Source organism: Pelomonas sp. KK5 (assembly GCF_001984095.1).
In the GTDB taxonomy this organism is placed as follows: Bacteria; Pseudomonadota; Gammaproteobacteria; order Burkholderiales; family Burkholderiaceae_C; genus KK5.
The window spans coordinates 1-23,079 of record NZ_LYVQ01000100.1; the positions used below are offsets into that span (position 1 = coordinate 1).

General features: G+C 68.9%; 18 protein-coding genes. 3 read left to right on the forward strand and 15 right to left on the reverse strand.

The genetic code is table 11. From position 1 onward, the window contains the following. From B0W88_RS16645 to kynU, 7 genes are all read right to left on the reverse strand, one after another. Nucleotides 1–580 (reverse strand): ABC transporter ATP-binding protein (locus tag B0W88_RS16645; protein WP_077035768.1); only part of this gene is annotated, 580 nt, incomplete at its 3' end. Beyond that, the gene (locus B0W88_RS16650; protein WP_077035785.1) at nucleotides 577–1,605 is read right to left on the reverse strand and encodes a branched-chain amino acid ABC transporter permease; all 1,029 of its coding nucleotides are present in this window, start codon (nucleotides 1,603–1,605) and stop codon (nucleotides 577–579) included. The genes B0W88_RS16650 and B0W88_RS16645, both read right to left, overlap by 4 nt. A 171-nt stretch (nucleotides 1,606–1,776) precedes the next feature. After that, nucleotides 1,777–2,700: a branched-chain amino acid ABC transporter permease gene (locus tag B0W88_RS16655; protein ID WP_077035769.1), complete on the reverse strand. Its 924-nt coding sequence runs from the start codon at nucleotides 2,698–2,700 to the stop codon at nucleotides 1,777–1,779. 88 nt (nucleotides 2,701–2,788) lie between these two features. Continuing rightward, entirely contained in the window at nucleotides 2,789–3,934 is a 1,146-nt protein-coding gene (locus tag B0W88_RS16660; RefSeq protein WP_077035770.1) for a branched-chain amino acid ABC transporter substrate-binding protein, read from the reverse strand. A gap of 13 nt (nucleotides 3,935–3,947) precedes the next feature. After that, nucleotides 3,948–5,642: an LVIVD repeat-containing protein gene (locus B0W88_RS16665; protein WP_077035771.1), complete on the reverse strand. Its 1,695-nt coding sequence runs from the start codon at nucleotides 5,640–5,642 to the stop codon at nucleotides 3,948–3,950. 16 nt (nucleotides 5,643–5,658) lie between these two features. Then, nucleotides 5,659–6,693: a porin gene (locus B0W88_RS16670; RefSeq protein ID WP_077035772.1), complete on the reverse strand. Its 1,035-nt coding sequence runs from the start codon at nucleotides 6,691–6,693 to the stop codon at nucleotides 5,659–5,661. Between the two features lie 54 nt (nucleotides 6,694–6,747). Further along, nucleotides 6,748–8,025, reverse strand: a complete 1,278-nt coding sequence (kynU, locus tag B0W88_RS16675) for a kynureninase (protein ID WP_077035773.1) — start codon at nucleotides 8,023–8,025, stop codon at nucleotides 6,748–6,750. Between the two features lie 145 nt (nucleotides 8,026–8,170). On the opposite strand from kynU, the gene B0W88_RS16680 reads away from it, so the two are divergent. Further along, nucleotides 8,171–8,641, forward strand: a complete 471-nt coding sequence (locus B0W88_RS16680) for an Lrp/AsnC family transcriptional regulator (protein WP_077035774.1) — start codon at nucleotides 8,171–8,173, stop codon at nucleotides 8,639–8,641. A 537-nt stretch (nucleotides 8,642–9,178) separates the two neighbouring features. Here B0W88_RS16680 and B0W88_RS16685 read toward each other — a convergent pair. Both B0W88_RS16685 and B0W88_RS16690 read right to left on the reverse strand, forming a co-directional pair. Then, complete coding sequence (locus B0W88_RS16685) at nucleotides 9,179–10,504, reverse strand: aspartate aminotransferase family protein (protein ID WP_077035775.1); 1,326 nt, start codon at nucleotides 10,502–10,504, stop codon at nucleotides 9,179–9,181. Beyond that, the gene (locus B0W88_RS16690; RefSeq protein WP_158080875.1) at nucleotides 10,504–13,050 is read right to left on the reverse strand and encodes a TonB-dependent receptor; all 2,547 of its coding nucleotides are present in this window, start codon (nucleotides 13,048–13,050) and stop codon (nucleotides 10,504–10,506) included. The genes B0W88_RS16685 and B0W88_RS16690 overlap by 1 nt, the downstream gene beginning before the upstream one ends. On the opposite strand from B0W88_RS16690, the gene B0W88_RS33015 reads away from it, so the two are divergent. Then, nucleotides 13,049–14,119 carry a helix-turn-helix transcriptional regulator gene (locus B0W88_RS33015; RefSeq protein WP_077035777.1) on the forward strand — a complete coding sequence of 357 codons (1,071 nt, stop codon included), beginning with the start codon at nucleotides 13,049–13,051 and terminating at the stop codon, nucleotides 14,117–14,119. The two genes, B0W88_RS16690 and B0W88_RS33015, sit on opposite strands and share 2 nt — an antisense overlap. A 14-nt stretch (nucleotides 14,120–14,133) precedes the next feature. Here B0W88_RS33015 and B0W88_RS16700 read toward each other — a convergent pair whose 3' ends face one another. The 3 genes from B0W88_RS16700 to B0W88_RS16710 are packed head-to-tail and all read right to left on the reverse strand — an operon-like array spanning nucleotide 14,134 to nucleotide 16,732. Next, nucleotides 14,134–15,336: a serine hydrolase gene (locus tag B0W88_RS16700; protein WP_077035778.1), complete on the reverse strand. Its 1,203-nt coding sequence runs from the start codon at nucleotides 15,334–15,336 to the stop codon at nucleotides 14,134–14,136. After that, nucleotides 15,333–15,851, reverse strand: a complete 519-nt coding sequence (locus tag B0W88_RS16705; RefSeq protein WP_077035779.1) for an SRPBCC family protein — start codon at nucleotides 15,849–15,851, stop codon at nucleotides 15,333–15,335. The genes B0W88_RS16700 and B0W88_RS16705 overlap by 4 nt, the downstream gene beginning before the upstream one ends. Next, on the reverse strand, nucleotides 15,848–16,732 hold the full coding sequence (locus B0W88_RS16710; RefSeq protein ID WP_077035780.1) for an alpha/beta hydrolase: 885 nt from the start codon (nucleotides 16,730–16,732) through the stop codon (nucleotides 15,848–15,850). The genes B0W88_RS16705 and B0W88_RS16710 overlap by 4 nt, the downstream gene beginning before the upstream one ends. Before the next feature lie 313 nt (nucleotides 16,733–17,045). On the opposite strand from B0W88_RS16710, the gene B0W88_RS16715 reads away from it, so the two are divergent. Next, nucleotides 17,046–17,543 carry a hypothetical protein gene (locus tag B0W88_RS16715; protein WP_077035781.1) on the forward strand — a complete coding sequence of 166 codons (498 nt, stop codon included), beginning with the start codon at nucleotides 17,046–17,048 and terminating at the stop codon, nucleotides 17,541–17,543. A 61-nt stretch (nucleotides 17,544–17,604) separates the two neighbouring features. Here B0W88_RS16715 and B0W88_RS16720 read toward each other — a convergent pair whose 3' ends face one another. From B0W88_RS16720 to B0W88_RS16730, 3 genes are all read right to left on the reverse strand, one after another. Continuing rightward, nucleotides 17,605–19,605 (reverse strand): prolyl oligopeptidase family serine peptidase, encoded by a 2,001-nt coding sequence (locus tag B0W88_RS16720; RefSeq protein WP_077035782.1) that lies wholly within the window; start codon nucleotides 19,603–19,605, stop codon nucleotides 17,605–17,607. Nucleotides 19,606–19,612: 7 nt separating this feature from the next. Further along, on the reverse strand, nucleotides 19,613–21,829 hold the full coding sequence (locus B0W88_RS16725) for a TonB-dependent receptor (protein WP_077035783.1): 2,217 nt from the start codon (nucleotides 21,827–21,829) through the stop codon (nucleotides 19,613–19,615). 110 nt (nucleotides 21,830–21,939) lie between these two features. Beyond that, entirely contained in the window at nucleotides 21,940–23,022 is a 1,083-nt protein-coding gene (locus tag B0W88_RS16730; RefSeq protein WP_083748835.1) for an AraC family transcriptional regulator, read from the reverse strand. Nucleotides 23,023–23,079 lie beyond the last annotated feature (57 nt).

The window sequence follows — 23,079 nt, forward strand, 5'->3', positions numbered from 1 at the left end:
GCACCACCTTCTCGGTGGCGTTCATGCCGGCGGCGGGCTCGTCCAGCGCGATCAGCTGCGGGTCGGTGGCCAGCGCCCGGGCGATCTCCAGCCGGCGCTGGTCCCCGTAGCTGAGCGTGCGTGCCTTGTGGGCGGCATGGCGGCCGATGCCGACGTAGGCCAGCAGTTCCCGTGCGCGCGCCGCGATGGCCGCCTCCTCGGCGCGGAAGCCGGGCGTGCGCAGCACCGCGCCGAGCAGACCCGAGCGGGTGCGCACATGGCGGCCCACCATCACGTTCTCCAGCGCCGTCATCTCGCCGAACAGGCGGATGTTCTGGAAGGTGCGCGCGATGCCGGCGCGGGCCACCTGGTGCACCGCCTGCGGGCGGTAGGCCTGTCCGCCCAGCTCGAAGCGGCCCTCGTCGGGCGTGTAGAGGCCGGTCAGCACGTTGAAGAAGGTGGTCTTGCCGGCGCCGTTGGGGCCGATCAGGCCGTGCACCTGGCCGGCGCGGATGCACAGGCTGACGTCCGACAGCGCCTGCAGCCCGCCGAAGCGCTTGGAGACGCCGCCGACGTCGAGGATGAAGGGACTGCTGTTCATCGCCGGCCTCCTTCGGGCGTGGGCCACAGGCCGCGCGGCTTGAGCAGCATCACGACGATCATCGCCAGCGCGATCAGCAACTGGCGCAGGATGGCGGCGTCCAGCCGGCCGTCGGTGAGCTGCTGCAGCGGGCCGGCCAGGTAGCGCAACGCCTCGGGCAGCGCGGCCAGCAGCAGCGCGCCCAGCACCACGCCCGGGATGTGGCCGATGCCGCCCAGCACCACCATCGCGACGATGCTGACCGACTCCTGCAGGCTGAACGACTCCGGCGAGACAAAGCCCTGGAAGGCCGCGAACATCGCGCCGGACACGCCGCCGAAGCTCGCACCCATCGCGAAGGCCAGCAGCTTCATGTCGCGCACATGGATGCCCATCGCCTTGGCGGCGGTCTCGTCCTCGCGGATCGCCATCCAGGCGCGGCCGATGCGCGAATTCTCCATCCGGTGACATAGCAGGACGGTCAGCGCCACCAGCAGCAGGAACAGGTAGTAGTACTGCGTGGTGGGCGCCAGCGCGCCGAGGCCGGGGACGCGGATGCCGTCGATCTGGCCGATGCCGCGCGGGCCGTTGGTGATGTTCAGCGGATGGTCCAGGTTGTTCATGAAGACGCGGATGATCTCGCCGAAGCCCAGCGTGACGATCGCCAGGTAGTCGCCGCGCAGCCGCAGCGTCGGCGCGCCGAGCAGCAGGCCGGCCAGCGCCGCCAGCAGCGCGGCGGCGGGGATCACCCCCCACAGCGGCAGGTGCAAGCCGCCGGGGAAGCGGGCGGCGACGGCCTCGAAGCTCTCGCTCAGCTGCGGGCTGGCCAGCAGCGCGAACAGGTAGGCGCCGAGCGCGTAGAAGGCCACGTAGCCGAGGTCCAGCAGGCCGGCGTAGCCGACGACGATGTTCAGGCCCAGCGCCAGCATCACGTAGAGCAGGGCCAGGTCGATGATGCGCAGCGGGCCGTCGCCGAGGCCCGCCAGCGTGCCCAGCGGCGGCAGGGCCAGCAGCGCGAGCGTGAAGAGGAGGGGTTTCAGGTTCATGGTGATGCTCACTTCAGTTTTCATGGAGCCGCACGCCACCCTCGTCGCATGAAACCAATGGCCGTTCGCCCTGAGGTATCGAAGGGCCCATGCGAGACGTCCGCAGTGGGCTTCGATACCTCAGCCCGAACGGACATTGGGCCGACGCGGGGGCGAAAGGCTGTCTCACTTTCAGGCGCGATCGGCCACGCGCTCGCCCAGCAGGCCGGACGGCCGCAGCGTCAGCACCCCGATCAGCGCGACGAAGGCGAAGATGTCCGCATAGTTGCTGCCCAGCACATCGCCGGTGAGGTCGCCCAGGTAGCCGGCGCCGATCGCCTCGATCAGGCCCAGCAGCAGGCCGCCGAGCATCGCGCCGCCCAGGTTGCCGATGCCGCCCAGCACCGCGGCGGTGAAGGCCTTGAGCCCGGGCATGAAGCCCATCGTGTGCTGGACCGTGCCGTAGTTGGCCGCCCACATCAGCCCGGCCACGGCGGCCAGGCCGGCGCCGATCAGGAAGGCGGTGGAGATGATGAAGTCGGGCTTCACGCCCATCAGCACCGCGGCGCGCGGATTCTCGGCCGTGGCGCGCATCGCGCGGCCGAGGCGGCTTCTCTGCACCAGGGCCAGCAGGCCCGCCAGGATCGCCACGCTCAAGGCCAGGATCAGCCCTTGCGTGGCGGTGATGCCGGCGCCGAGGAACTCCAGCCGCGCCTCCGGCAGCAATTGCGGGAAGGACTTGGGGCTCGGCTTCCAGAGCACCATCGCCAGCGTCTGCAGCAGCAGCGAGACACCCATCGCGGTGATCAGCGGCGCCATGCGCGGGGCGTTGCGCAGCGGCCGGTAGGCGATGCGCTCGATGGCGAAGTTCAGCGCCACGCAGGCGGCGATGGCGCAGGGCAGGGCGACCAGCATCAGCGCCCAGCCGGGCAGCCCGGTGCCGCCCAGCGCGCCGACGACGCTCCAGCTCACCAGGGCGCCCACCATCAGGATCTCTCCGTGGGCGAAGTTGATCAGGTTCACGATGCCGTAGACCATCGTGTAGCCCAGGGCTACCAGCGCATACATGCTGCCGAGCACCAGGCCGTTGATGATCTGCTGGATCAGGGTATCCATGTCAGGGTTCTCGAAATTCAAAAGGGGAACGCGCACAGGCGAGCGCGACGCGGCGGGTGCCGCGTCGCGTGTCTGTGGAGAATCGGAGTTAGCGGACGACGCCGAGCGCTTCGCGCTGGCCGGTCTTGAACGTGTACAGGGTCAGCGCGCCGTTGCGGACGTCGCCCTTGTCGTCGAAGGAGATGTTGCCCGTGACGCCCTTGTAGCCGCTGGTCTTGGCCAGCACCGGCAGGTACTTCGCCGGATCCGACGAGCCGGCCTTCACCATCGCCGCCACCAGCACGCCGACCGCGTCGTACGAGTAGGGCGCGTAGACCTGCACGTCCTGCTTGGCGTAGGCCTTGAAGCGGGTCTTGAAGTCGTTCATCGCCGCCTGCTGGGAGGCGTCGACGCCGCCGGCCTCGGCGCAGAAGACCTGCGCGTCGCCCATCGAGCCGGCCGCGAGCTGCGGCAGCGCCGCGGTGCAGATGCCGTCGCCGCCGACGAAGCGGGCGTTCAGGCCCAGCTGCTTTATCTGGCGCAGCATCGGGCCGGCGATGGCGTCCATGCCGCCGAAGAAGACCACGTCCGGCTTCTTGCTCTTCAGCTTGATCAGGATCGCGCTGAAGTCGGTGGCCTTGTCGTTGGTGAATTCGTGGCCGATCACGCGCCCGCCGGAGGCGCGCACGCCCTTGTCGAACTCGTCGGCCAGGCCCTGGCCGTAGGCGGTGCGGTCGTCGATGATGGCCACCGTCGGCGCCTTCAGCTCCTTCACCACGTAGCGGCCCAGCGTGCCGCCGATGTGGGTGTCGTCGGCGACGACGCGGAAGGCGGTCTTGTAGCCGTTGCGGGTGTACTTCGGGTTGGTGGCCGAGGGCGAGATCTGCGGCACGCCGGCGTCCGCGTAGATCTTCGAGGCGGGGATCGTCGTGCCCGAGTTCAGGTGGCCGACCACGCCGTTGACCTTGGCGTCCACCAGCTTCTGCGCGACCAGCGTGCCCTGCTTCGGGTCGCCGGCATCGTCCTCGGCCAGCAGTTCCAGCGTGACCTTCTGGCCGCCGATGACCACGCCCTTGGCGTTCAGGTCGGCGATGGCCATGCGGGCGCCCATCTCGTTGTCCTTGCCGAGGTGGGCGATCTGGCCGCTGGTGGGGCCGACGTGGCCGATCCTGACGACCTGCTGGGCGGAGGCGCCCTGGGCGATGAGGAGGGCCAGCAGGCCCGCGCCGATATGGGAGATGTGGATGTTGTTCATGGCGTCGAATCTCTCAGTTAGGCATGCCGAAGACGGGCTTGCCGAGCAGGTCGGAAGACAGGGCGTAGATGCCGTGGTTCGAGAACACCCACACGAGGTTCCGGTCCCACTCGACGAAGATGCTGTGCACCGGGTTCGGCAGCGCGCGGATGCTCTGCGTCTGGCCGTCGGTGGTCGGCACCTCGCCGATCATCTTGGGCGTGAAGTAGCCGGCAATCACCGGGTGCGCCGGGTCCTTCAGGTCGAACATCTGCATGCCGGCGTTGTAGTAGCTGTAGGGCATGTAGCGCTGGCTTGGCGTGCCGGGCTGGATGGAGGCATAGCCGCTGCGCTTGGGGCCGAAGCTGCCGCGGCGCTGGCAGAAGTCGGTGAAGGGCGCCTTGGCGTCGGGCACCGGGCGGGGCAGGGTGCCGACGAGCTTCGGGTTCTTCGGGTCGCGCACGTCGATCGCGTAGATGTCCTTGAAGGGCTCGTAGCAGTCCTCGCTCATCGGGTAGCCGCTGTAATAGACCATGCCGGTGGTCTCGACCTTGGTGACGTCGATGTTGTCGCCCTCGGTGCCGGTGACGCTGACCGGCATGTCCAGGTGCGCCACCTGCTTCAGGTGCGACGGATCGCTGATGTCGATGACGAAGAAGCCGAAGCCGCCCATCGCCGCATAGCCGTACTTGCCGCCCTGCTCGACGGGCTTGGGAATGAACAGCGGCATGCGCGAGCCCATCCACGAGGTCTTGTTGCCGGCGCGCGGGTTCTTCCTGTATTCCTCCTCCTCGCCGAGGCGCGAGCCGGGCGCCCACCAGGTGCCCAGGCGCTTCGGGTGCGCCGGGTCGGAGACGTCGAACGCCAGCTGGCCGCCGGCGAACAGATAGGTCTTGTACTCGGTGTTGGCGAAGCTGTCGTCCGGGGCGCCGGCGACGAACAGGTACTGGTCGCCGTTGTAGACCGGCACGTCCTGGCAGCCGGAGCCCTGCTGCGGTTGCGTGTCGGACGGGTGGTAGGGGTCCAGCGAGGTCTCGCTGAGCATCTTCCAGTCGGTGAACAGCGGGCCGGTCACCTCGAAGATGCGGAAGCCGCGCAGCATCTTGCGGTCGCGGATGCCCTTCATCTGCTCGGGGTGCGTGTACTTGTTCCAGACCGTGCCGTAGCGCGGCGTCTCGTAGCACTGCACGGCAAGCATCTTGCCGAGCTTCTTGTTGTACTTGACGTTGAAGGGGCCGAACTGGTGCTCGCCGCCCTTGATGTCGAAGTTCTTCTTGCCGACCAGCTTGACGTCGTGCGGGTCGGTGATGTCGAAGACGTTGTACTGCCAGATCTCGTAGTCGTAGAGGTAGCGGCGGCCCTGCCAGTCGAAGGTGGCCTGCCAGCTGTGGCCGGCGCCGGCCACGTAGGGGTAGAAGGCCTCCTGCTTGAAGCCCTTGGCGTAGGTGTTCATGTCCAGGTAGGGCAGGCTGCCGGGCACCGGGTGGGCGCCGTAGGCGTCGGGCGTGGCCTCGGGCATCTTGAACTTGCCGCTGGCGGCGTCGTAGCCGTAGCTGCCGGCCGCGGGGTGGCGCGGCTCGCCGGGCAGCAGGTCGTTGCTGACCGGCTTGCTGGCCGGCGCGTCGGGGGCGTTGAGGTTGGCGCCGCTCTTGGGCGCCTGGGCGTAGGCGCCGAGGCTGCCGCAGAGCAGGGCCGCGGCGAGGCAGGGGATCAGGGTCGTGGTCTTCATCGTGGTGGACTCCGGATCAGAACGCGACGCGGATGCCCAGCTGGGCGCCGTGCGGGTTCTCGTTGTTCAGCGGGTTGGCGGCGCCCCAGGAGATCGGGTAGCGCACCGGGGTGTCTTCCTTGTGGCGGATGCTGCCGACCACCCCGTACAGCGTCGTCTTCTTGCTCAGGTTGTACTGGTAGCCGACGACCAGGCCGGTGGCATCGGCGATGGACGTGTCGTTGGCGTCATTGCGGCGCACCAGGCTGACGAACAGGCGGTTGCGCTCGTCGAAGTTGATGCGGGCGCCGAGCTGGATCGTGTTGCCGCTGCTGGTGAAGCCGACGTAGGGCGGGTAGGCGTAGTAGCCGGAGTAGTGGTGCAGCACGGCGGTCAGGTCGTGCGCGCCGAGGCGGTAGACGACCGACAGGTAGGAGTCGCGCGACGATTCCATCTTCGAGGCGTTGAAGATGTTCACCTGGTGCTTCTGGTCGGTGACCAGGCCGGCGTACAGCGGGCCGTTGCGGTAGTCGACGCCGAAGCTCGTGACGCGGCCGTTCTTCGTGCCGTCTTCCTTGCCTGCGGTCATCGTGCTGCGCAGCTGGAAGCCGCCGACGCGGGCCGTGTTGATCTGCACGGCATTGCTCTCGCGCCAGGGCGCGTAGAACACCATCATGTTGCTGATCAGGCTGTAGTCGGCGCTGAAGGTCGGGTCCGCGTAGCCGTAGATCCAGTAGGAGGTGAGGTTCAGGCGGCCGAGGCTGATGTCGCCGTAGTCCTTGTGCGCGAGCTGCACGTAGGACTCGCGTGGCGTGCCCTGCACGCCGGTGTCGGCGCCGAAGGTGATCTCGTACACGCCCTTGGCGGACAGGCCGCCGCCGAGGTCTTCCTCGGCCTTGAACTGGATGCGGCTGGTGTTCAGGCCCGCCGAGCTGACGCGCTTGATCGTCTTGCCGCCGGAGCTGACGCTTTCGAGGTTGGCGTCGACGAAGCCGGACACGGTGACTTGGGCGAAGGCCGGCGCCGCGGCGGCGGCCATCAGTGCGCATAGAGGCAAGAGCTTGTTCTTCACGGGATCTCCTCGGGTGTGGATGGTAGGTGCGGGTCAGTCGGGCAATCAGTCGTTTCAGGTCACGGCCTTGCGGGCCATGAATTCGGGTCGGGCCCAGACGCGGTGCTGCATCACGTCCTTCAGGGCGGCCACGGCGTCCCAGACGTCGGCATGGCTCAGGTACAGCGCGGCGAAGCCGAAGCGCAGGATGTCGGGCGCGCGGAAGTCGCCGATCACGCCGCGCGCGATCAGCGCCTGCACGATGGCGTAGCCCTGCTCGTGCGTCAGAGAGACCTGGCTGCCGCGCTGATCCGCGTCGCGGGTGGTGGCGAGGCCGAAGCCGAAGCCGGCCAGTTCCTGGTCCGCCAGCGCGATGAACAGCTCGGTCAGCGCCACGCTTTTTGCGCGCAGCGCGTTCATGTCCACGCCGTCGAAGGCGGTCAGCGCGGCTTCCAGCGAGATCAGGCCGAGCTGCGGCGCGGTGCCCACCAGCAGCCGGTCGACGCCCGGCGCCGGCTCGTACTGCTGGCCGAACTCGAAAGGCCGCGCATGGCCGTGCCAGCCGGTCAGCGGCTGGCGCAGCGCGGCCTGGTGGCGCTCGGCGACGAAGGCGAAGGAAGGCGCCCCGGGGCCGCCGTTCAGGTACTTGTAGCCGCAGCCGACGGCGAAGTCCGCCTCGCAGGCATTCAGCTCGCAGGGCATGGCGCCGGCGGTGTGGGCCAGGTCCCAGATCACCAGGGCGCCGACCTCGTGGGCGCGGCGGGTGACGGCGGCCATGTCGTAGCGCTGGCCGCTCTTGTAGTTGACGTGGGTGAGCGTCAGCACGGCGACGTTCTCGTCCAGCGCGGCCATGACATCGTCCGCTGCCACCGGCTGGAAGCGGGTGCCGGTCAGCTCGGCCACGCCGCCGGCGATGTAGGCATCGGTCGGGAAGTTGCCGTCCTCGCCGAGGATCACCGTGCGGCCGGGCCGCATGCGCAGCGCCGCGACCAGCAGCTTGAACAGGTTGACCGAGGTGGAATCCGCCACGATCACCTCGTGCGGCTGCGCGCCCACGAGCCGCGCCAGCTGGCCGCCGACGCGCTGCGGCGCCGGATACCAGTCGGCATCGTTCCAGGAGCGGATCAGCCCGACGGCCCACTCCTGCTCGATGGCCCGCTGCATGCGCGCTGGCACGGCGGCCGGCATCGCGCCGAGCGAGTTGCCGTCCAGGTAGATCACGCCGGCGGGCAGCGCGAAGCGCTCACGGCAGGGGGCCAGGGTGTCGGCCTCGTCGAGGCGCTGGCAATCTGCGCGAGTGATGGCGCGGGTGATGGCGCCGGTCGGAATGGGGTGTTGGGCTACTGCGTTCATGTTCAGAGTTATGTATTTATTTGCTTTGTCATGTATACATTAAGGCCAGTCTATGAAATTTGACGGCCACAACACCCATCGATAACCCTATCCATGGTCTTTTGGGGTGGATCTATTCTTCCAACCGTCGGAAACAGGAATACACATGCAGATCGACATCGATGCCACGGACCGGCTGTTGCTGCGCGCGCTGCAGGACAACGCCCGGCTCACCACCGGCGAGCTGGCGCAGCTCGCCGGCATGTCGCAATCGCCCTGCTGGCGGCGCATCAAGCGGCTGGAAGACGCCGGCCTGATCGCCGGCTACGCGGCCCGGCTGGACCGCCGCGCGATGGGCTACGGCGTGATGGCCTTCGTCACCATCGGCATCGACAGCCAGGACGAGGGCCATTCGCTGGAGTTCGAGCGCGCGGTGCGCGACATCCCCGAGGTGGTGATGTGCCACGGCATCTCCGGGCCGGAGGATTTCATGCTCGTGGTGGTGGCGCGGGACCTCGATGCCTACTCACTGCTGATGCAGCAGAAGCTGCGTCGCCTGCCGGGGGTGAACGTGATGAGGACGTGCTTCTCGATGCAGGAGATCAGAGGGCTGGATGGATTGCCTGTACCGGGGTGAGGCATTTGCGTGGGTCTGCGGTTGGCGAGCCCGGCCCTGCGCGCCACCGGGCTCAACTGCGCCGGCCGGCCTGCGGCCGACTCCCCTCGGTGCTCGGCAACCGGCTCGCGTCGCGCAGCTCGCTCGGCTACGCCTCACTCGATCAGGCGCGCCGAGCCGATCGCCTGCGCTCTCGGCGGCGCAGATTCGCCCGGCAGCGCACAGGGCCGGACTCGCTGCCACCAGCCGGCGTTTTCGACAAAAAGGACAGCTGGCGCCGGCAAGGCCAATCAACAGCTTGGAGGTGGCGTCCTGCGCGCCTGGAGGGTGAGCCGGATCGCGGCGGTCGGCTGCTCGAGGCTGGGAACTGACGTTCGTCAGATGCAGTCGGAGGACTCCACACGACCCTGAGCTGCCGGTCAGGCAAGTGATACACGCTGCCAGGAAGCCGACATACGCCGCTGCGTTGTCCCCGGCTTCTAAGCGCCACGTCCGTGCTCCTTGACCGACAACAATCACGCGCGACTGCCCGCGGACCCGTGCCTTCGCGAAGGCGCGTCAGTCGATCTCTCCAAAGGTGTCGCCCAATGCGGAGAGCAGCGATTCGATCTCGGCCTCGGTGCTGATGAAGGGTGGAGCCAGCTGGATCGTGTCGCCACCGTAGCGTACGTAAAAGCCCTTGCGATACATGGACATCGCGATGTTGAAAGGCCGTCGCGCCGGCTCGCCGGGAATCGGGTTGACCGCGATGCCGGCGGCGAGGCCGAAGTTGCGGATATCCGCCACATGCCTGGCGCCGCGCAGGCCGTGCACTGCCGTCTCGAAGCGGGGGGCCAGCGCGCGCACCCGGGCCGACGCCTCGTCGCGGGCCAGCAGGTCCATCACCGCGATGCCCGCCGCGCAGGCGACCGGGTGGGCAGAGCAGGTGTAGCCGTGCGCGAACTCCAGCAGATAGCCGGGGCCGCCCTGATCCATGAATGTGTGGTGAATCTCCTGCCGCGCCACGACCACGCCCAGCGGCTGCACGCCGTTCGTCACCTGCTTGGCGCCGGTCAGGATGTCGGGTGTGACGCCGAAGGCCTCTGCACCCGTCCAGGCGCCCATCCGGCCAAAGCCGGTGATGACCTCGTCGAAGATCAGGAGGATGTCATGCGCGCTGCAGATCTCGCGCAGCCGCTGCAGGTAGCCCTGCGGCGGCACGATGACGCCGGCCGAGCCGGCCAGCGGCTCGACGATGACCGCGGCGATCGTGTCGGCGCCGTGCAAAGCGACCAATTGCAGCAGCTCATCGGCCAACTCCGCACCTTGCGCGGGCTGGCCCTTGATGAAGCTGCCCGCCGGCGGCTGGGTGTGGGGCAGGTGATCGGCGTCGATGCCAGGTCCGAAGGCCCGTCGGTTGGCTCCGATGCCGCCGACCGAGATGCCGCCGAAGTTGACCCCGTGATAGCCCTTGCTGCGGCCGATCAACCGGGTCTTGCCGGCCTGGCCCCTGGCGCGCCAGTAGGCGCGGGCCTTCTTCAGCGCGGTGTCAGCGGACTCGGAGCCCGAGCCCGTGAAAAACACGCGATTCAGTCCGGCCGGCATGTGTTCGACGATGCGGTTGGCCAACTCGAAGGACAGCGGATGGCCGAACTGAAAGGCCGGCGAGTAGTCCAGCGTGCCGACCTGTCGGCTCACCGCGTCCACGATCTCGCGCCGCGCATGGCCCAGGCCCGTGCACCACAGGCCCGAGAGGCCGTCAAAGATCTGCCGGCCGTCCTCGCTGCGGTAGTAGGCGCCACTGGCGGCGGTGAGGATGCGCGGGTTCGCCTTGAACTCGCGATTGCCGGTGAAGGCCATCCAATGGCTGTCCATCCAGCCTGGCGGGTGCGCGCGGCCCGGCATCAGAAGTCGACCCGGAGGTTGAAGCCGAACGTGCGCGGCGCGGTCACGGCGACGTTTGCGGGCGTGATGCCGCCGGTGGCGAGGTCAGGCACGACCAGCACGCCGCCGTAGCTCAGCAGACCGCGGCGATCGGTGGCGTTCTTGATGAACAGAGTGAGCGACCAGCGGTCCCACGCATACGAGCCGCGCAGATCGAGCACACCGTAGCCGGGCAGCGTCGGCCCTTGCAGCGTCGGCACGAAGGACGAGACCGGCTGGCTGCTGAAGGTGCTGCGGCGCGCGCCGGTGTAGCGGTAGCTGGCCCCGAGCGACGCCTGACCCTCACCGAGCTGCCAACTGTAGTCGCCAGTGAGCGCGGCCGCGAATTTCGCTGTGTAGGGGATCTCGTCGCCGGTGTGTCCGTTGACGGCGGCGGCGTCCTCGTCCAGCTTGGCGTCGGTCGTGCTCAGCGTGGCGGCCAGTCGCAGGCCGTTGACGGGCCGCCAGCCGGCTTCCAACTCGACGCCCTGGCTGTGTGCCTTGCCGCCGTTGGCGTAGTAGGCGAAGCCGGAACTGGCATCGATCGCGGTCACCTGGATGTCCTTCCAATCGATGCGGTAGAGCGTGGCGGCGAGATCCAGCCGGGCCGTCGGCACGACACCTTTGTAGCCGAGCTCGTAGTTGACGATCGAGTCTGAGCGGAAGGGCGGCTTGATGGTCCCGGTCGGTGCCGGGAAGTTGGGGCCGCCCGGACGGTAGCCGGAGGCGGCACGGGCGTAGACCATGTGGTCGCCGTCGAGCTTCCAGCGCGGCGATATCAGCCATGTCGCCTTGTTCTCCGAGGCCGCGGCCTGTTGGGGTGCCGAAGCCACCGGCCCGTTCGTCACCAGGCTGTAGGACTGCAGCTCCGGCACGCCGTAGTCAAGCTTGAGCCGGGTGTAACGGGCACCAAACTGCAGGTCGAAGGCATCGGAGAAATGCCAGGTGGCGTTGGCGTAAACCGCCGTCTCCTTCAAACCAGCCTGGATCAGCGCGCTCAGCCAGCCCGGCGCGGCGGGCGTGTCGAAGTCGGTGCTCGTATAGGCGTCGTAGCTCTGGCGCAGATGCCCGGACTCGTCCTGGTAGAACAGGCCGGCCAGCCATTCGAAGCGCTGGCCGCTCGGCGAGGTCAGCCGAAACTCCTGCACCTTCTTGGTCTGCTCGCCGACTGAACGCGACAGCGCGCCGGTCACGCCCAGCGCAGAGACCGCAAGGCCCGCGGCATTCAGGCCCGCGGCCGTGGCGGCGTCGAGGAAGCTCACATAGCCGCTGACGTCCTGACTGACATCGCTGCGGAAGCGCACATAGCTCGTGACCGACATCAGGCTCGCGAAGCCCAGGTCGCCGTTCAGTGTCAGCGCGCCGCGGTCGTAGCGGTTCTTCAGCGGTTGTGCGAAGGGGTAGCGGCCGACGTTGTCGCCGTAGAGGGGGCGCAGCGTGGCGGCGTCATAACTGGCCGTTTCAGCGTCATCGCTTCGGATGCGCTGGGTGTCCAGCATCAGCCTGGCGTCGAACTGCCGGTTTGGCTTGAATAGCGTTGTCAACCGCGCGCCTTCGTTGCGGAAGCTGTTCACGTCGCTGAGGCCGCGCAGCGTGTCGTCGATGTAGCCGGGGTCCTTGCGCGAATAGACCGTCAGCCGCGTGGCCAGCAGGTCCGTCACCAGCGGCAGGTTCACCGCGGCGCGGGCTGTCATGCCATTGCCTCCGCCGGAGGCACGGCTGACGCCGAGGTCGACGCGGCCCTCGACCTCCTTCAGGTTTGGCGCTACGGTGACGTACTTGATCAGGCCGCCCAGCGCGCTGGCGCCGTAGAGCGAGCCCTGCGGGCCCTTGAGTACTTCGATGCGCTCGACGTCCAGCGGATCGACGTCGGGGCTCCATTGCGCGGCCGGCATCGAGCTGGTGCTGAGGCTGATCGGCGTGTCGTCGAGATAGGTGGCCACGGAGGCGCCGAGCTGCAGCGCGCCGGTGGTGATGCCGCGGATCGATTCGCGCCGAGTGCCCGGGTTGTCGCCGGACACCTGCAGACCCGGCACGAAGCCGGCCCATTCGTCCACCGATGTCAGGCCCTGCCGGTCCAACTGCGCGCCGCCGAGCACGTTGATGCTGCCGGCCACCTCGCTGGCCCGCTCGCGGCGGCGGTTCGCGGTGACGAAGACGGCGTCGAGTTGCTGCGCACCCTGCGCCTGCGGGGCTGAGGCGACGCTGGATGCTGCCGGTTCCGGCGCTGTTGCCGCAGCCTGGCCGAACGCGGGCCCGCACAGCGCCAACAGCGCGGCGGCAGCCAGTGGATGCGGGGCGGGATGGCGTCCGATGCTTCTTGTTTCCATGATGCTTGGTTTGCAGTGTCGAGATGATGTCAGTTTGGTCATCTCGCCAGCCACGCCCTTTGGTTCGACGGGCGCGGTTTTTGGTGCACGGGGTAAGTCCGCAAGTCGGCGAAGACCCGGCATCGCGGAAATACTCATACAGTTCTGTATGTTTTGAAGATAATCGGTGTCTGTTCGACGGTAGCGAGGTCGCGACATGAGCACATGTGTTTCCCTGGCCGGCATCGATGCGGCGCTGGAGCCGCCGCTGGCTGCCAGCTCGCTGCGGCAGGCCTTTGATGGCGTGCGGCGCGATCCCGGCAGCGTGCAGCTCGCCGAGGCCGGCTGCGAAGGCGATGCGTACCTGCTCAGCGCGCGTGAACCAGGTCGCCATGTGGCGATGGAGTACGTCCGTCTCGACCGCGGTGTCTGGCTGGTGTTCGGGGAACTCCAGTACGACGAGCCGATCGTGCAGTGGCATCGCCAGCGGCGCGAACTGACCTTCGTGATGGTGTTGCGCGGCGCCTGCATGCTGAGCACTGCGGCCCACCCGGAGCAGCGCAGCATTTGCAGCGAGGGGCATGTGATCGGTACTGCCTCGATGGGCGACACGATGGTCTGCCGCCATATCCCTCCCGGCGTGCGCTGCCAGGCGGTATCCCTGGTCTTCGATGACGAAGCCGCATTGCGAGATTTCGGCCTGGACCCGATGGCGGTCCAGTGCTGGCTCGGTCCGGAAACCGGTGCTCCGCGCTCGGCCCGCAGCCCGTTCCGCGTCACCATCGGCACACCCAACGGCCATGTGCTCAAGGCCGCGCAGTCCATCCTCTGGACCCGCTTCACCGGCACGCACCGGCGCCTGTACCTGAAGAGCAAGGCGGGCGAATTGATGTGCCACCTGCTGGCCACGCCGGCCGGCGCCGTCGACAGCGCCGGCTTCCCGGCCATCGGTCCTCAGAGCGATGACGCCGTGGCGGCGATCGCCCACGCGGCTCTGTCCGACCCCGATGATTGCCCTGAGATCCCCGACCTTGCCGTACGGTTGCAGGTCAGCGTGAGCCGCCTGCTCGCCGTGTTCCGGGCCCGCTACGGCCGCTCGCCGCACGAGCACCTGAGCGCCACGCGCATGGTGCGGGCCAGGCGGCTGATCCAGCAGACCAACAAGCCGCTGATCGATGTGGCGCTCGCCTGCGGCTACGAGCACCACTCCAGCTTCAGCACCGCTTACCGCCGGACCTATGGAGAGACGCCGATCGCGACGAGGCGGGCCGTTGCCCGCCCGGCCTGACCCCACCCGGCCGATCAGCGTCTGAGTGCGCGGTACACGAGTTCCTGCGACAGCAGGCTCAAGGGTGCCAGTTCCGGGTGCGGCATCGCGCGGTTGGTCATGCCGACGAAGACGATGTCGTGCTCCGGGTCCGCCCAGAACCAAGGGCCATGGGCACCCGCCCATTCGTAGGTGTTCCTGCCGACAGGGCGTCCCGCGACCGCCGGGTCGATGCAAAGCAGGCCGTTGAGACTGAAGCCGTTGCCGCCACCGACTCGGTAGTGCAGCGTGTTGTGGTGCTCCTGCAGCAGCGGCTCCGGCAGCAGGTTCTCGAACACCAGCCGAGCCGTCTCGGCCTTCAGGATGTGCGTGTCGCCCAGACTGCCGAGCTTCAGCAGCATGCGCGCGAAGCGGGCGTAGTCGCTGGCCGTCGAGCGGAAGGAACTGCCACCGATGGGGAACATGAGGTCCTGCATCTCCAGCAGATTGGCGGGGCGCAATCGGCGGCTCGTGGCGTCCATCGCATAGCCGGGCACCAGATGCTCGTTGTGGGCTGGGCTCAGCGCGAAGCCGGTATCGCGCATGCCCAGAGGGGCGAACAGACGTTGCTGCAGGAAGTGGTCGTAGCGCTGGCCGCTGATGCGCTCGACGATCAGTGCCTCGATGTCCATGCCCACCGAATACTCCCAACTCGTGCCGGGCTCGTAGCGCAGGGGCAGCTGGTGGTAGCGGGCCACCAGGTCGGCCAGCGAACGAGCGCCAAAGATGTCGATGCGGGCGACGCAGTCCATGATCTCGTCCATCGTGCTGCCGAAGCCATGGCCGCTGGTGTGTGTGAACAGGTGGCGCAGCAGTGGCTCGCGCGTGGCGCGGTTGCCCGACTGCTTCAAGGCCTCGCGGACCTCCGGCACGTAGACCGAGACGGGATCATCGAAGCTCCACTTGCCCTCTTCATAGAGCAGCAGCATTGCGACCGCGGTGAAGGGCTTTGTCATTGAGTGCAGCCGGTACTGCGCGTCGGCCCGCAGTGGGCGGCCGGTCGCCAGGTCGCCCTGGCCGATCGCCTCGTGGAGCACGACCCGGTCGCCGCGGGCCAGGAAGATCACGGCGCCGGGCAGGCTGCCGTTGGCCACTGCCGTCTGCAAGTACATGCGAAGCTCCTGCAGTGGCTCAGGCGCGAAGCCGGCCTCGGAGCAGGTGGCGGCGGCGAAGTCGAAAGTGTCGTTGCGGTCGTTCATCGTGGCTCTCCAAGGGGCTGTTGTTGTTCGAGGCGCTGCTTGACGCCGCCGAGATAGTCTTCGAGGTAGCGCTGCGAATGGATCCTCATCTGCTCGACCGCCGTGGCGACATCGCCCCGGCCCTCCACGCCCATTCGCGTGTGGCAGTCGATCGTGTAGCGTGCACGACCGTCCCCGTCGGGCAAAGCCTGGTAGCTGGCGAAGACGAGCAGGCCACCAGGCACAGATACGAAGTCCACGAACAGGCTCAGGCGCCGGGCACCATCGTCACGCTCGCTGACATGGACGATTCGTTCGTCCACCGAGGCGTCCGGCCGTTCCAGCCGCATGCGGTAGCCGCCCAGCACAGCGGCCGGATCATCATCGATGGGTGTCACCGTGAAGCCGGTTTCGCGCCAGCGCCGCCCTTCGACGAAGCTCGCAACGATCTTTTGCCATACGGCTTCTACCGGCGCTGCGATATCCACGGCGACGTGGTTGACGACCGTGACCTGCACAGTGGATGCGCTCGTCATGTCGCGGCCTGCGGCTTCGACAGGTAGCACTGGCGCAGGAAGCTGTGCATCGCGGTCGGCTTGACGGTGATGTGGGTCTCGTCCTCGAACAGCCGGCTGGAGACGCTCAGCCCGGTCATCGGCCGCATGCCCGCCAGGCGGAGAAACTCGACGGTGCCGCCGCCCACCATCGACAGGTACAGGCCCGGATCGGTGAGCTCCCGCGAGGCGGCAGTCATGTGCATGTGCCGTGAAGACGGCAGCCCGCCACGTTCGAGCGCCTCGGCATAGAGCTTGAATATGACCGAGTGTTCGATCAGGATGCCCGGGCTGCTCGCGCAGAAGTTGCGAAACGGCGTGGACGGCTGCAGCGCTGCATATGCGGCGAACAGACCTCCATAGGAGTGGCCGAACAGGCCGAGGCTGTCGGGAGCAACTCGGTAGTTCGTCGCGATGAACGGGTGTAGTTCTTCGCAGAGGAAGGCCAGGAAGCGATCGCCGGCCGGGTTCTGCAGATTGTGGATGTACAGCTCGATGCCCTCCCGGTCCAACACAGGGCCGGTGTCGGTGCTCTCCCTCATCTTCTCAATCATGCCCTTTGGCAGTTCCTCCCTGGGCGGCAGCAGGTCGCGGGCCCGCACGGCCAGCGCACGGCCGGCGTCCTCGTCGGTGTAACCGACGCAGACCTGGATCGTAGGCTCAAATCGATCCATCAGGTCCCAGGCGCTCAGGTCACTGAGGCCGGCGGCGAAGGCGACGTTGCGATTGCCATCCGGCGAGTAGATCGTGGCGAATCGGCGCTCCGGCTCGTGCTCGTAGCCGATCGGCAGCGTGACCCAGACGGCATAGCGTGCCCCAGCCAGCACCGAATCGACTTCGAAGTAGTGCGTGCGCGGAAACATCGAGATGGTGGGTAGCGGCCGGGACTCGAATGACGGGAGTGGAGAAGTCATGTCTGTTCTGCTCGTTGTCGTGCGGGCGTGGTTCAGGAAGGCTCACATTGATGTGATGCCCTGAAATTACCCGCCCGATGCCGCGGGCGCTTTGGAGTCAGCGACGAGCGCTTTGGCAAGCCTTGTCTCGCGAGACCCGCAGCAAGGCTGCCCTCGCCGGGGCACCTCGCGGCGTACCGCGAGGCGGGTTCTCAAGAGGGGGACATCAGAAGCAGCCGGTCAGCTATGTCAGCCCTTTGGCCGGCGAGAGTCGACCCACTGCATGCCGGTCGTCAGCGTGTCAGAGCGGCCCGACGATCCCGGCCGCGTGCTCTTCGACGTCGCTTCGCTCGGGGCGCCGGCGCCGGTGCTGCACAACGTCGCGCCGAGTCCCGACGGCACGCGCGTGCTGGTCGTCGTGCTGCTTGGCGACGATGCCCACACGCTTGCCGTACGCGTGATCGAGACGGCCAGCGGCCGTGTCGATCACCGCTATGAAGCGCAGGGCTACATCTGGTCGCCGGTCTGGCTGCCGGGCAACACCGGCTTCATCTATGGCGGCCTGGCCGAGCCGCAAGCGGACTTGCCACCCGCGCCCGGCATGCGGCTGATCCACCAGCATCTCGATGCGGCGCTGACGCGCGAGATCGTGCCGCTGGAGCACGGCCAGCCGCGTGTCGCTGAGCTGCAGGGACAGCTTCAGCGGCTCGGCCATCAGCACCAGCAGCTGCCGGTCGAGCGCGCCGACGATGGTGACGAAGACAAGCACGGCCAGCGCTAGCCAGGCGGCCGGGCGCGCGTGGCCCCATCCTTCTCGAAGGGCGCGGCCGCCAGCGCGGCCGTCACGACGCCAGCCCGAGCTGCTGCGCGAAGAAGGCCAGCGTCTCGGCGTCGCGCTCGATGTGCAGCGCCACGCTCATCACGTTGTGCGCGGCGCCCTCGCGCACGCGTAGCAGCACCGGGCCGCTGCCGGCCGCGCCGCCGCCGGCCACGGCGGCCACCAGCTTGCGCGCATGCCAGGGCGGGCAGGTCATGTCGATGGCGCCGGCATCGGCCAGCAGCGCCGGGAAGCGCGCGGCCTCGGGCAGGTTCTCCAGCGGCGACCAGCCACGGATCCAGGTGGCATCGGCCTCGCCGAGCGGGTCGCCGTACTCGGCGCGCACGATGTTCAGCGTGGCCGGGTCGCGGCCGCAGCCGAGGATGTCGATGATCGGCACCTGGGCGACGCCGGCGCCGAAGCCATCGGGCCGCCGCGCGAAGGCGGCGCTGACCAGCAGGCTGCCGTTCGACGAGCCGAACAGGCCCAGCTTCGCCGGCGTCGTGATGCCTTGGCGCACCACGTCGTCCATCACCGCGAACAGGTCGGCGAAGCCGTTCGCCTTGTTCTCCCGGCGGCCGTCGCGCCAGAAGTCCTCGCCGAACTCGCCGCCGCCGCGCAGGTGCGCGTGCACCCACACGCCGCCGGCCGCGACCCAGGCCGCCGCCATGCTGTTCCAGCATGGCAGCCAGTGCACATTGAAGCCGCCGTAGCCGGTGACGATGGTCGGCGCCGGCAGGCCGGTGTCGGCCGCGCGCAGCACGCAGTAGGCGACCGCATGGCGATCGGGCGTACGTTGCGTCGTCAACGTCGAGCCCTGTGGCGCCAGGCCCGCGCTGTCCAGCGCGGCGAGCCGGCCGGTGCGCACGTCGTAGCGCCAGGCCTGCGGCGGCTGCAGCAGCGAGGAGTGGACGAAGCTGATCTCGTTGCCGTCGGCCCAGACTAGTTCGTCGATCAGGCCGGTGACGAAGCCGTAGGCGAACTTGCCGACGGCGCCTTCGGCGGGAATCGCCAGCGCATGCTCGACGGTGCCGTTGGGCCAGACGACGCGCAGCCGCGCATTGCCCTCCAAGCTCTCGCCGACGACCAGCTTGCCGCCGACCGGCGTCACGCTGACCAGCACCCCCTCGCCGGCCGGCAGGATCTCGCGCCAGGTGTCGCGCCGACGCGCGGTGGCCAGCGGGATCGCGACGAGCCGGCCGCGCGGTGCGCCCTCGTTGCTGACGGCGATGAACTCGTCGCCGGCGACCGTGCCCTTGACGCGGCCGAAGCCGGCGTCGAGGAAGGGCTGCCAGTCTCCGTCGGGCAGGCTGCGGATCCAGGTCGGGTGCAGGCTCGTCTGGTCCTCGCAGACGAAGGCATGGCGGCCGTCCGCGCTGACCTGGGGCACCGCGAAGGGATGCATGTGCGACAGCGGCAGCACCGTGCGCGTCAAGGCCTCGTCGTCGAGCCGCTGCTCGATGATGCGCAGGCCCGGTGCCGGCGGCAGCGCGGACACGTCCACACCGAGCGGCAGGCCGGCGAACAGGAAGCCGCCGCCGTCGGGCAGCCAGCAGGGCATGCTGACCGGACCGACCACGGACAGGCGCAGCGGCGGCGCGTCGCCATCCGCATCGACCAGCAGCACCAGCGTCTGCATCGTGCCGTCGCCGGGGTCCAGTGTCAGCAGCACGCGCCGGCCGTCGGGCGAGGGCTGCATATCGCCGAGCGTGGCGCCGGGCAGGCCCAGCGAAGCGAGGTCGATCAGCACGCGGCCGGCGGCCTCGGCGGTCTCGCTGACACTGATCAGCGGCAGCGCCGCGCCGGCTGGCACGCGCCGGTGGAACCAGCGCCCACGCACCGGCCGTGGCGCGTGAAAGGCCTGCAGGTCCACGTAGCCGGGGCGCAGCAGCGCGTCGAGGCGCTCGAAGGCGTCGCCGGCATGCAGGCTTTCGCGTGCCAGGCGGTCCTGCTCCCGCTGCCACTGCAGCACTTCGGGCGTGTCTTCTTCAAACCGGCGCAGGCCGGCAAGGGTGTCTTCGTTCATGCGGGGCTCACAGGTCGTAGCGCAGGGAAAAGCCGATCGTCCTCGGCCGGATCAGGTAGTAGTCGGTGTAGGCGGTGACGCCGGGCAGCGAGACACCGGCGGCGCCGTTGATGCCGCGCTTGTCGAAGGCGTTCGTTAGCGACAGCGTGGCCTCCCAGGCGCCGCGGCCCAGCGAGGCGCGCAGATCGGTCTGCGAGTAGCCCGGCGCGCGGGTCGTGCCCTCGATCTCGAACACGCGCGGGCCGGTGTGGCTCTGCGTGGCGCTGAGGCGGCCGCTGGTGTCGGCCGGGCCCTCGAAGTCGTAGCTGGCCTGCAGCGAGCCCTGCAGCCGCGCGGTGCCGGGCAGGCGCGAGCCGGCGGCAATCACGATGCCGCTGCTGTTCGTGTAGGGCGCGGTCGTCTCGGCATCGGTCCAGGCCAGCGCGGCGGCGAGGTTCAGCCCCGGCGCCGCGCGCCACTGCAGCGCGGCCTCCAGGCCCTGGCTGCGCGCCTGGCCGACGTTGGCGACGCCGACGATGGGCACCGCGCCGGGCAGCACGGCCGAGACCTGCGCGTCCTTCCAGTCGAGGCGGAACACGGTCAGGTCCGCGCGCAGGCCCTTGGCGGGCACTAGGCGCAGGCCGGCCTCGTAGTTCCACAGCGAATCGGACTTGTAGGGCGACAGCGCCGGCGGGTTGATGTTGACGCCGCCGAAGCGGTAGCCCTTGGACGCCAGCACATAGGCCATGTGCTGGCCGAACTGGTACTTCAGTGCCGCCTTGGGCGTGAAGCCGTGCTCGGTGATGCCGGCCGTGGCGGCGACCGGGCCGCCGAGGAAGCTGGCGCGGGCATCCAGGTCCAGCGTCGTGCGATACCAGCGGCCGCCCAGCGTCAGGCTCCAGGCCGGAGCGAAATGCCATTCGGTGTCGGCGAACACGGCCTTCTCGGTCGTCGACGCGATCACGTCGGTGGACGCCAGCACGTCGCTCGGCAGCAGCAGCGGGCCGACCGGGCCCCACAGCGCCTCGCCGCCGGGGGCGCTGACGAGGCCGTGCGTGTTGAAGCTGGTGCGCTGGTAGAAGAGGCCGGCCAGCCACTGGAAGGTCTTGTTGCTGCCCGCCCCGCCGTTGCCGATGCGCAGCTCCTCCGAGACGGCGCGGCTGCGGCGCGTCTCGGGCACCAGCGAGCGCACGCTGGGCAGGTCGGGCAGCGCGCCGACGCCGAGCAGCGGACCGTAGAGCGAGCCGATCTTCGAATAGGCGCGGGTGCCGTCGCTGGTCGCCAGGCCGTGCTTGTCGAGGTAGCCGGTGTTCGACGTCAGTTCCAAGCCGTCCAGCGCATCCGGCAGCGTCCATTCGGCGCGGACATTGCCGAGCGTGAAGGTGCTCGTGCGCGGCGCGGGGCCGGCGGCATTGGTCGTCAGCCGGTCCGGATCGGGCGAGACGGCGAAAGTGTCGGCGCTGTGCGTGCGCTGCGTCAGCAGCATCGCGGTCAGCGTGGCATCGGCGCTGGGCTTCAGCGTGCCGATGACGCGGCCGCCGCTCTGGTGCAGCGTGTTCGCCTTCTCGTGGCCGCTGCCGAGATTGGTGATCCAGCCGGCGTCGTGCCTGTCGAAGGCGACGATGCGCAGGCCGGCGGTGTCGGTCATGATCGGCACATTGACCATCGCATGGACCGCATGGCCGACGCCGCCTTCGGCCACGCTGTCCACCGAGCCCAGCGCCGAGAAGGCGAAGTCCTTCAGCGCCGGCTTGTTCAGCACGTAGCTGACGGCGCCCCCCAGCGAGGCCGAGCCGAACAGCGCGCCCTGCGGGCCGCGCATCACCTCCACGTGCTTCAGATCGAACGGGGCCAGGTCGGCACCGCTGACGAAGCCGAAGGGATCTGTGAAGGGCACCTCTTCGATGTAGAAGCCGGTCGTCGCCTGCTGGATGCCCATCATCTGGCCGTTGCTGGCCGTGCCGATGCCGCGGATCGTCGGCACCGCCTGGTTCGGGTCGCCCTTGTTGAGCTGCACGCCGGGCGTGAGCTTGAAGATGTCTTCCTGGTCGCGCGCGCCTTCGCGCTCCAGCGCCGCGCCGTCGACGACGGAGACGGTGCCGGGCACCTCGTCCTGCTTGAGCTTGCGCTTGCTGCCGCTGACGACGACGGTGTCCAGCGTGGCACTGCTGTCTTCGGCGGCGAGGGCCAGGCTGGCCAGCATCAGCGGGCTCAGGGCAAACAGGATCCGGGAACGGGTTCGCATCGTCTTCCTTTCGCGAGCGCCGGCAATCGCGGCGCGACAACGAAAAGATAGGGCGAGCCCGGGCTGATGTTTTTTGCAGTCCTCACGGACTTTTTTTCGCGTTCACTCGCTCAGGGAAAACCTGGGCCGAGCAACACATCGAGCGCCGCGCGCTGCTGCTGGTATTCGCGCGGCGACATGCCGGCCAGCGCCTTGAAGGCGGTCGTGAAGCTGCTCTGGTGTTCGTAGCCGACCTGCTCGGCCACCTGGCCGATGCTCAGGTGCCCGGCCAGCAGCAGGCGCTGCGCCTCGACGATGCGCAGCGCAATGCAGTGGTCCTGCATCGTCGTCTGGAAGGCCTCGCGGAACACGGTGGCCAGGCGGTTCTGGTTGGTGCCGAGCCGGGCCGCCAGCTCGGGGATGCGCGGCGGCTTCGCGTACTCGCGGTCCAGTACCTCGCGGGCGGCGTGGGCTAGGTCGAGGTCCTGCGGCCGGGTGGCGCCGGGGCCGGCGAACTGCGGGTTGCGCCAGGCCGCGTCCAGCATCAGCGCCACCAGCTCGCGCAGCTTGCCGCCGACGAACAGCGCCAGCAGCGCCGGGTCGCGCGGCGGCGTCGTCATCAGGGCCACCAGCTGCGCCAGCCGGGCGTCCAGCGGCAGCGTGATCAGCCGGCCGGCGCTGCTGCGGCCCGCCAGCGCCTCGCGCAGGTTCTCGGGGACGGCTTCCGGCGGCAGCTCGAAGCTGCGCAGAAAGGCGGTTGCCTCGATCAGCGCGATGACGCCGTGGAAGCGCCGATGCGCTGCCGTGTCCATGATCAGCTGGGCCCCGAGCGGCACATAGGTCAGCACGATCTCCGGGCGGTTGAACAGCATCGGCGGAAGGCCGGGCACGGCGTAGGCGGAGTCGCTGGCCAGCGAGGCGCGCAGCGCCAGCAGCGGCCGGTCTGCCAGGAAATGCAGGCGCGTGTCGGTGGCCGGCGTCCAGTCGCTGAGCTGCACGCGCAGCACGTCCGACAGAAAGACCGAGACCTGGGTGCCGCTGCTGCCGACGGCCGCTGCGTTGAGCCGGTGGGCCTGCGGGCCCAGGCGCTCGGCGATGCCCGCGCGGACGTGCTCGTCCAGGTCGGCCGGCTCGGTCCAGATCTCCGACACGCGGCTCACGTGGGTCGGCCAGATCGAGGAGGCAGGCGGGACGGGGCGCGGGGCGGAGGACATGCGCGGCGGGGCGGTCGGGTTGTCGGGCGGCCGGAGGGCGGGTGTCGCATCCTAGCC

Coding starts and splice junctions, on each gene's coding strand:
- B0W88_RS16655 (WP_077035769.1), bottom strand. CDS start 2,700: ATGGATACCCTGATCCAGCAGATCATCAACGGCCTGGTGCTCGGCAGC.
- B0W88_RS16660 (WP_077035770.1), bottom strand. CDS start 3,934: ATGAACAACATCCACATCTCCCATATCGGCGCGGGCCTGCTGGCCCTC.
- B0W88_RS16720 (WP_077035782.1), bottom strand. CDS start 19,605: ATGAACGAAGACACCCTTGCCGGCCTGCGCCGGTTTGAAGAAGACACG.
- B0W88_RS16700 (WP_077035778.1), bottom strand. CDS start 15,336: ATGAACGACCGCAACGACACTTTCGACTTCGCCGCCGCCACCTGCTCC.
- B0W88_RS16730 (WP_083748835.1), bottom strand. CDS start 23,022: ATGTCCTCCGCCCCGCGCCCCGTCCCGCCTGCCTCCTCGATCTGGCCG.
- B0W88_RS16690 (WP_158080875.1), bottom strand. CDS start 13,050: ATGTCGCGACCTCGCTACCGTCGAACAGACACCGATTATCTTCAAAAC.
- B0W88_RS16705 (WP_077035779.1), bottom strand. CDS start 15,851: ATGACGAGCGCATCCACTGTGCAGGTCACGGTCGTCAACCACGTCGCC.
- B0W88_RS33015 (WP_077035777.1), top strand. CDS start 13,049: ATGAGCACATGTGTTTCCCTGGCCGGCATCGATGCGGCGCTGGAGCCG.
- B0W88_RS16650 (WP_077035785.1), bottom strand. CDS start 1,605: ATGAACCTGAAACCCCTCCTCTTCACGCTCGCGCTGCTGGCCCTGCCG.
- B0W88_RS16725 (WP_077035783.1), bottom strand. CDS start 21,829: ATGCGAACCCGTTCCCGGATCCTGTTTGCCCTGAGCCCGCTGATGCTG.
- B0W88_RS16685 (WP_077035775.1), bottom strand. CDS start 10,504: ATGCCGGGCCGCGCGCACCCGCCAGGCTGGATGGACAGCCATTGGATG.
- kynU (WP_077035773.1), bottom strand. CDS start 8,025: ATGAACGCAGTAGCCCAACACCCCATTCCGACCGGCGCCATCACCCGC.
- B0W88_RS16715 (WP_077035781.1), top strand. CDS start 17,046: ATGCCGGTCGTCAGCGTGTCAGAGCGGCCCGACGATCCCGGCCGCGTG.
- B0W88_RS16680 (WP_077035774.1), top strand. CDS start 8,171: ATGCAGATCGACATCGATGCCACGGACCGGCTGTTGCTGCGCGCGCTG.
- B0W88_RS16710 (WP_077035780.1), bottom strand. CDS start 16,732: ATGTTTCCGCGCACGCACTACTTCGAAGTCGATTCGGTGCTGGCTGGG.
- B0W88_RS16665 (WP_077035771.1), bottom strand. CDS start 5,642: ATGAAGACCACGACCCTGATCCCCTGCCTCGCCGCGGCCCTGCTCTGC.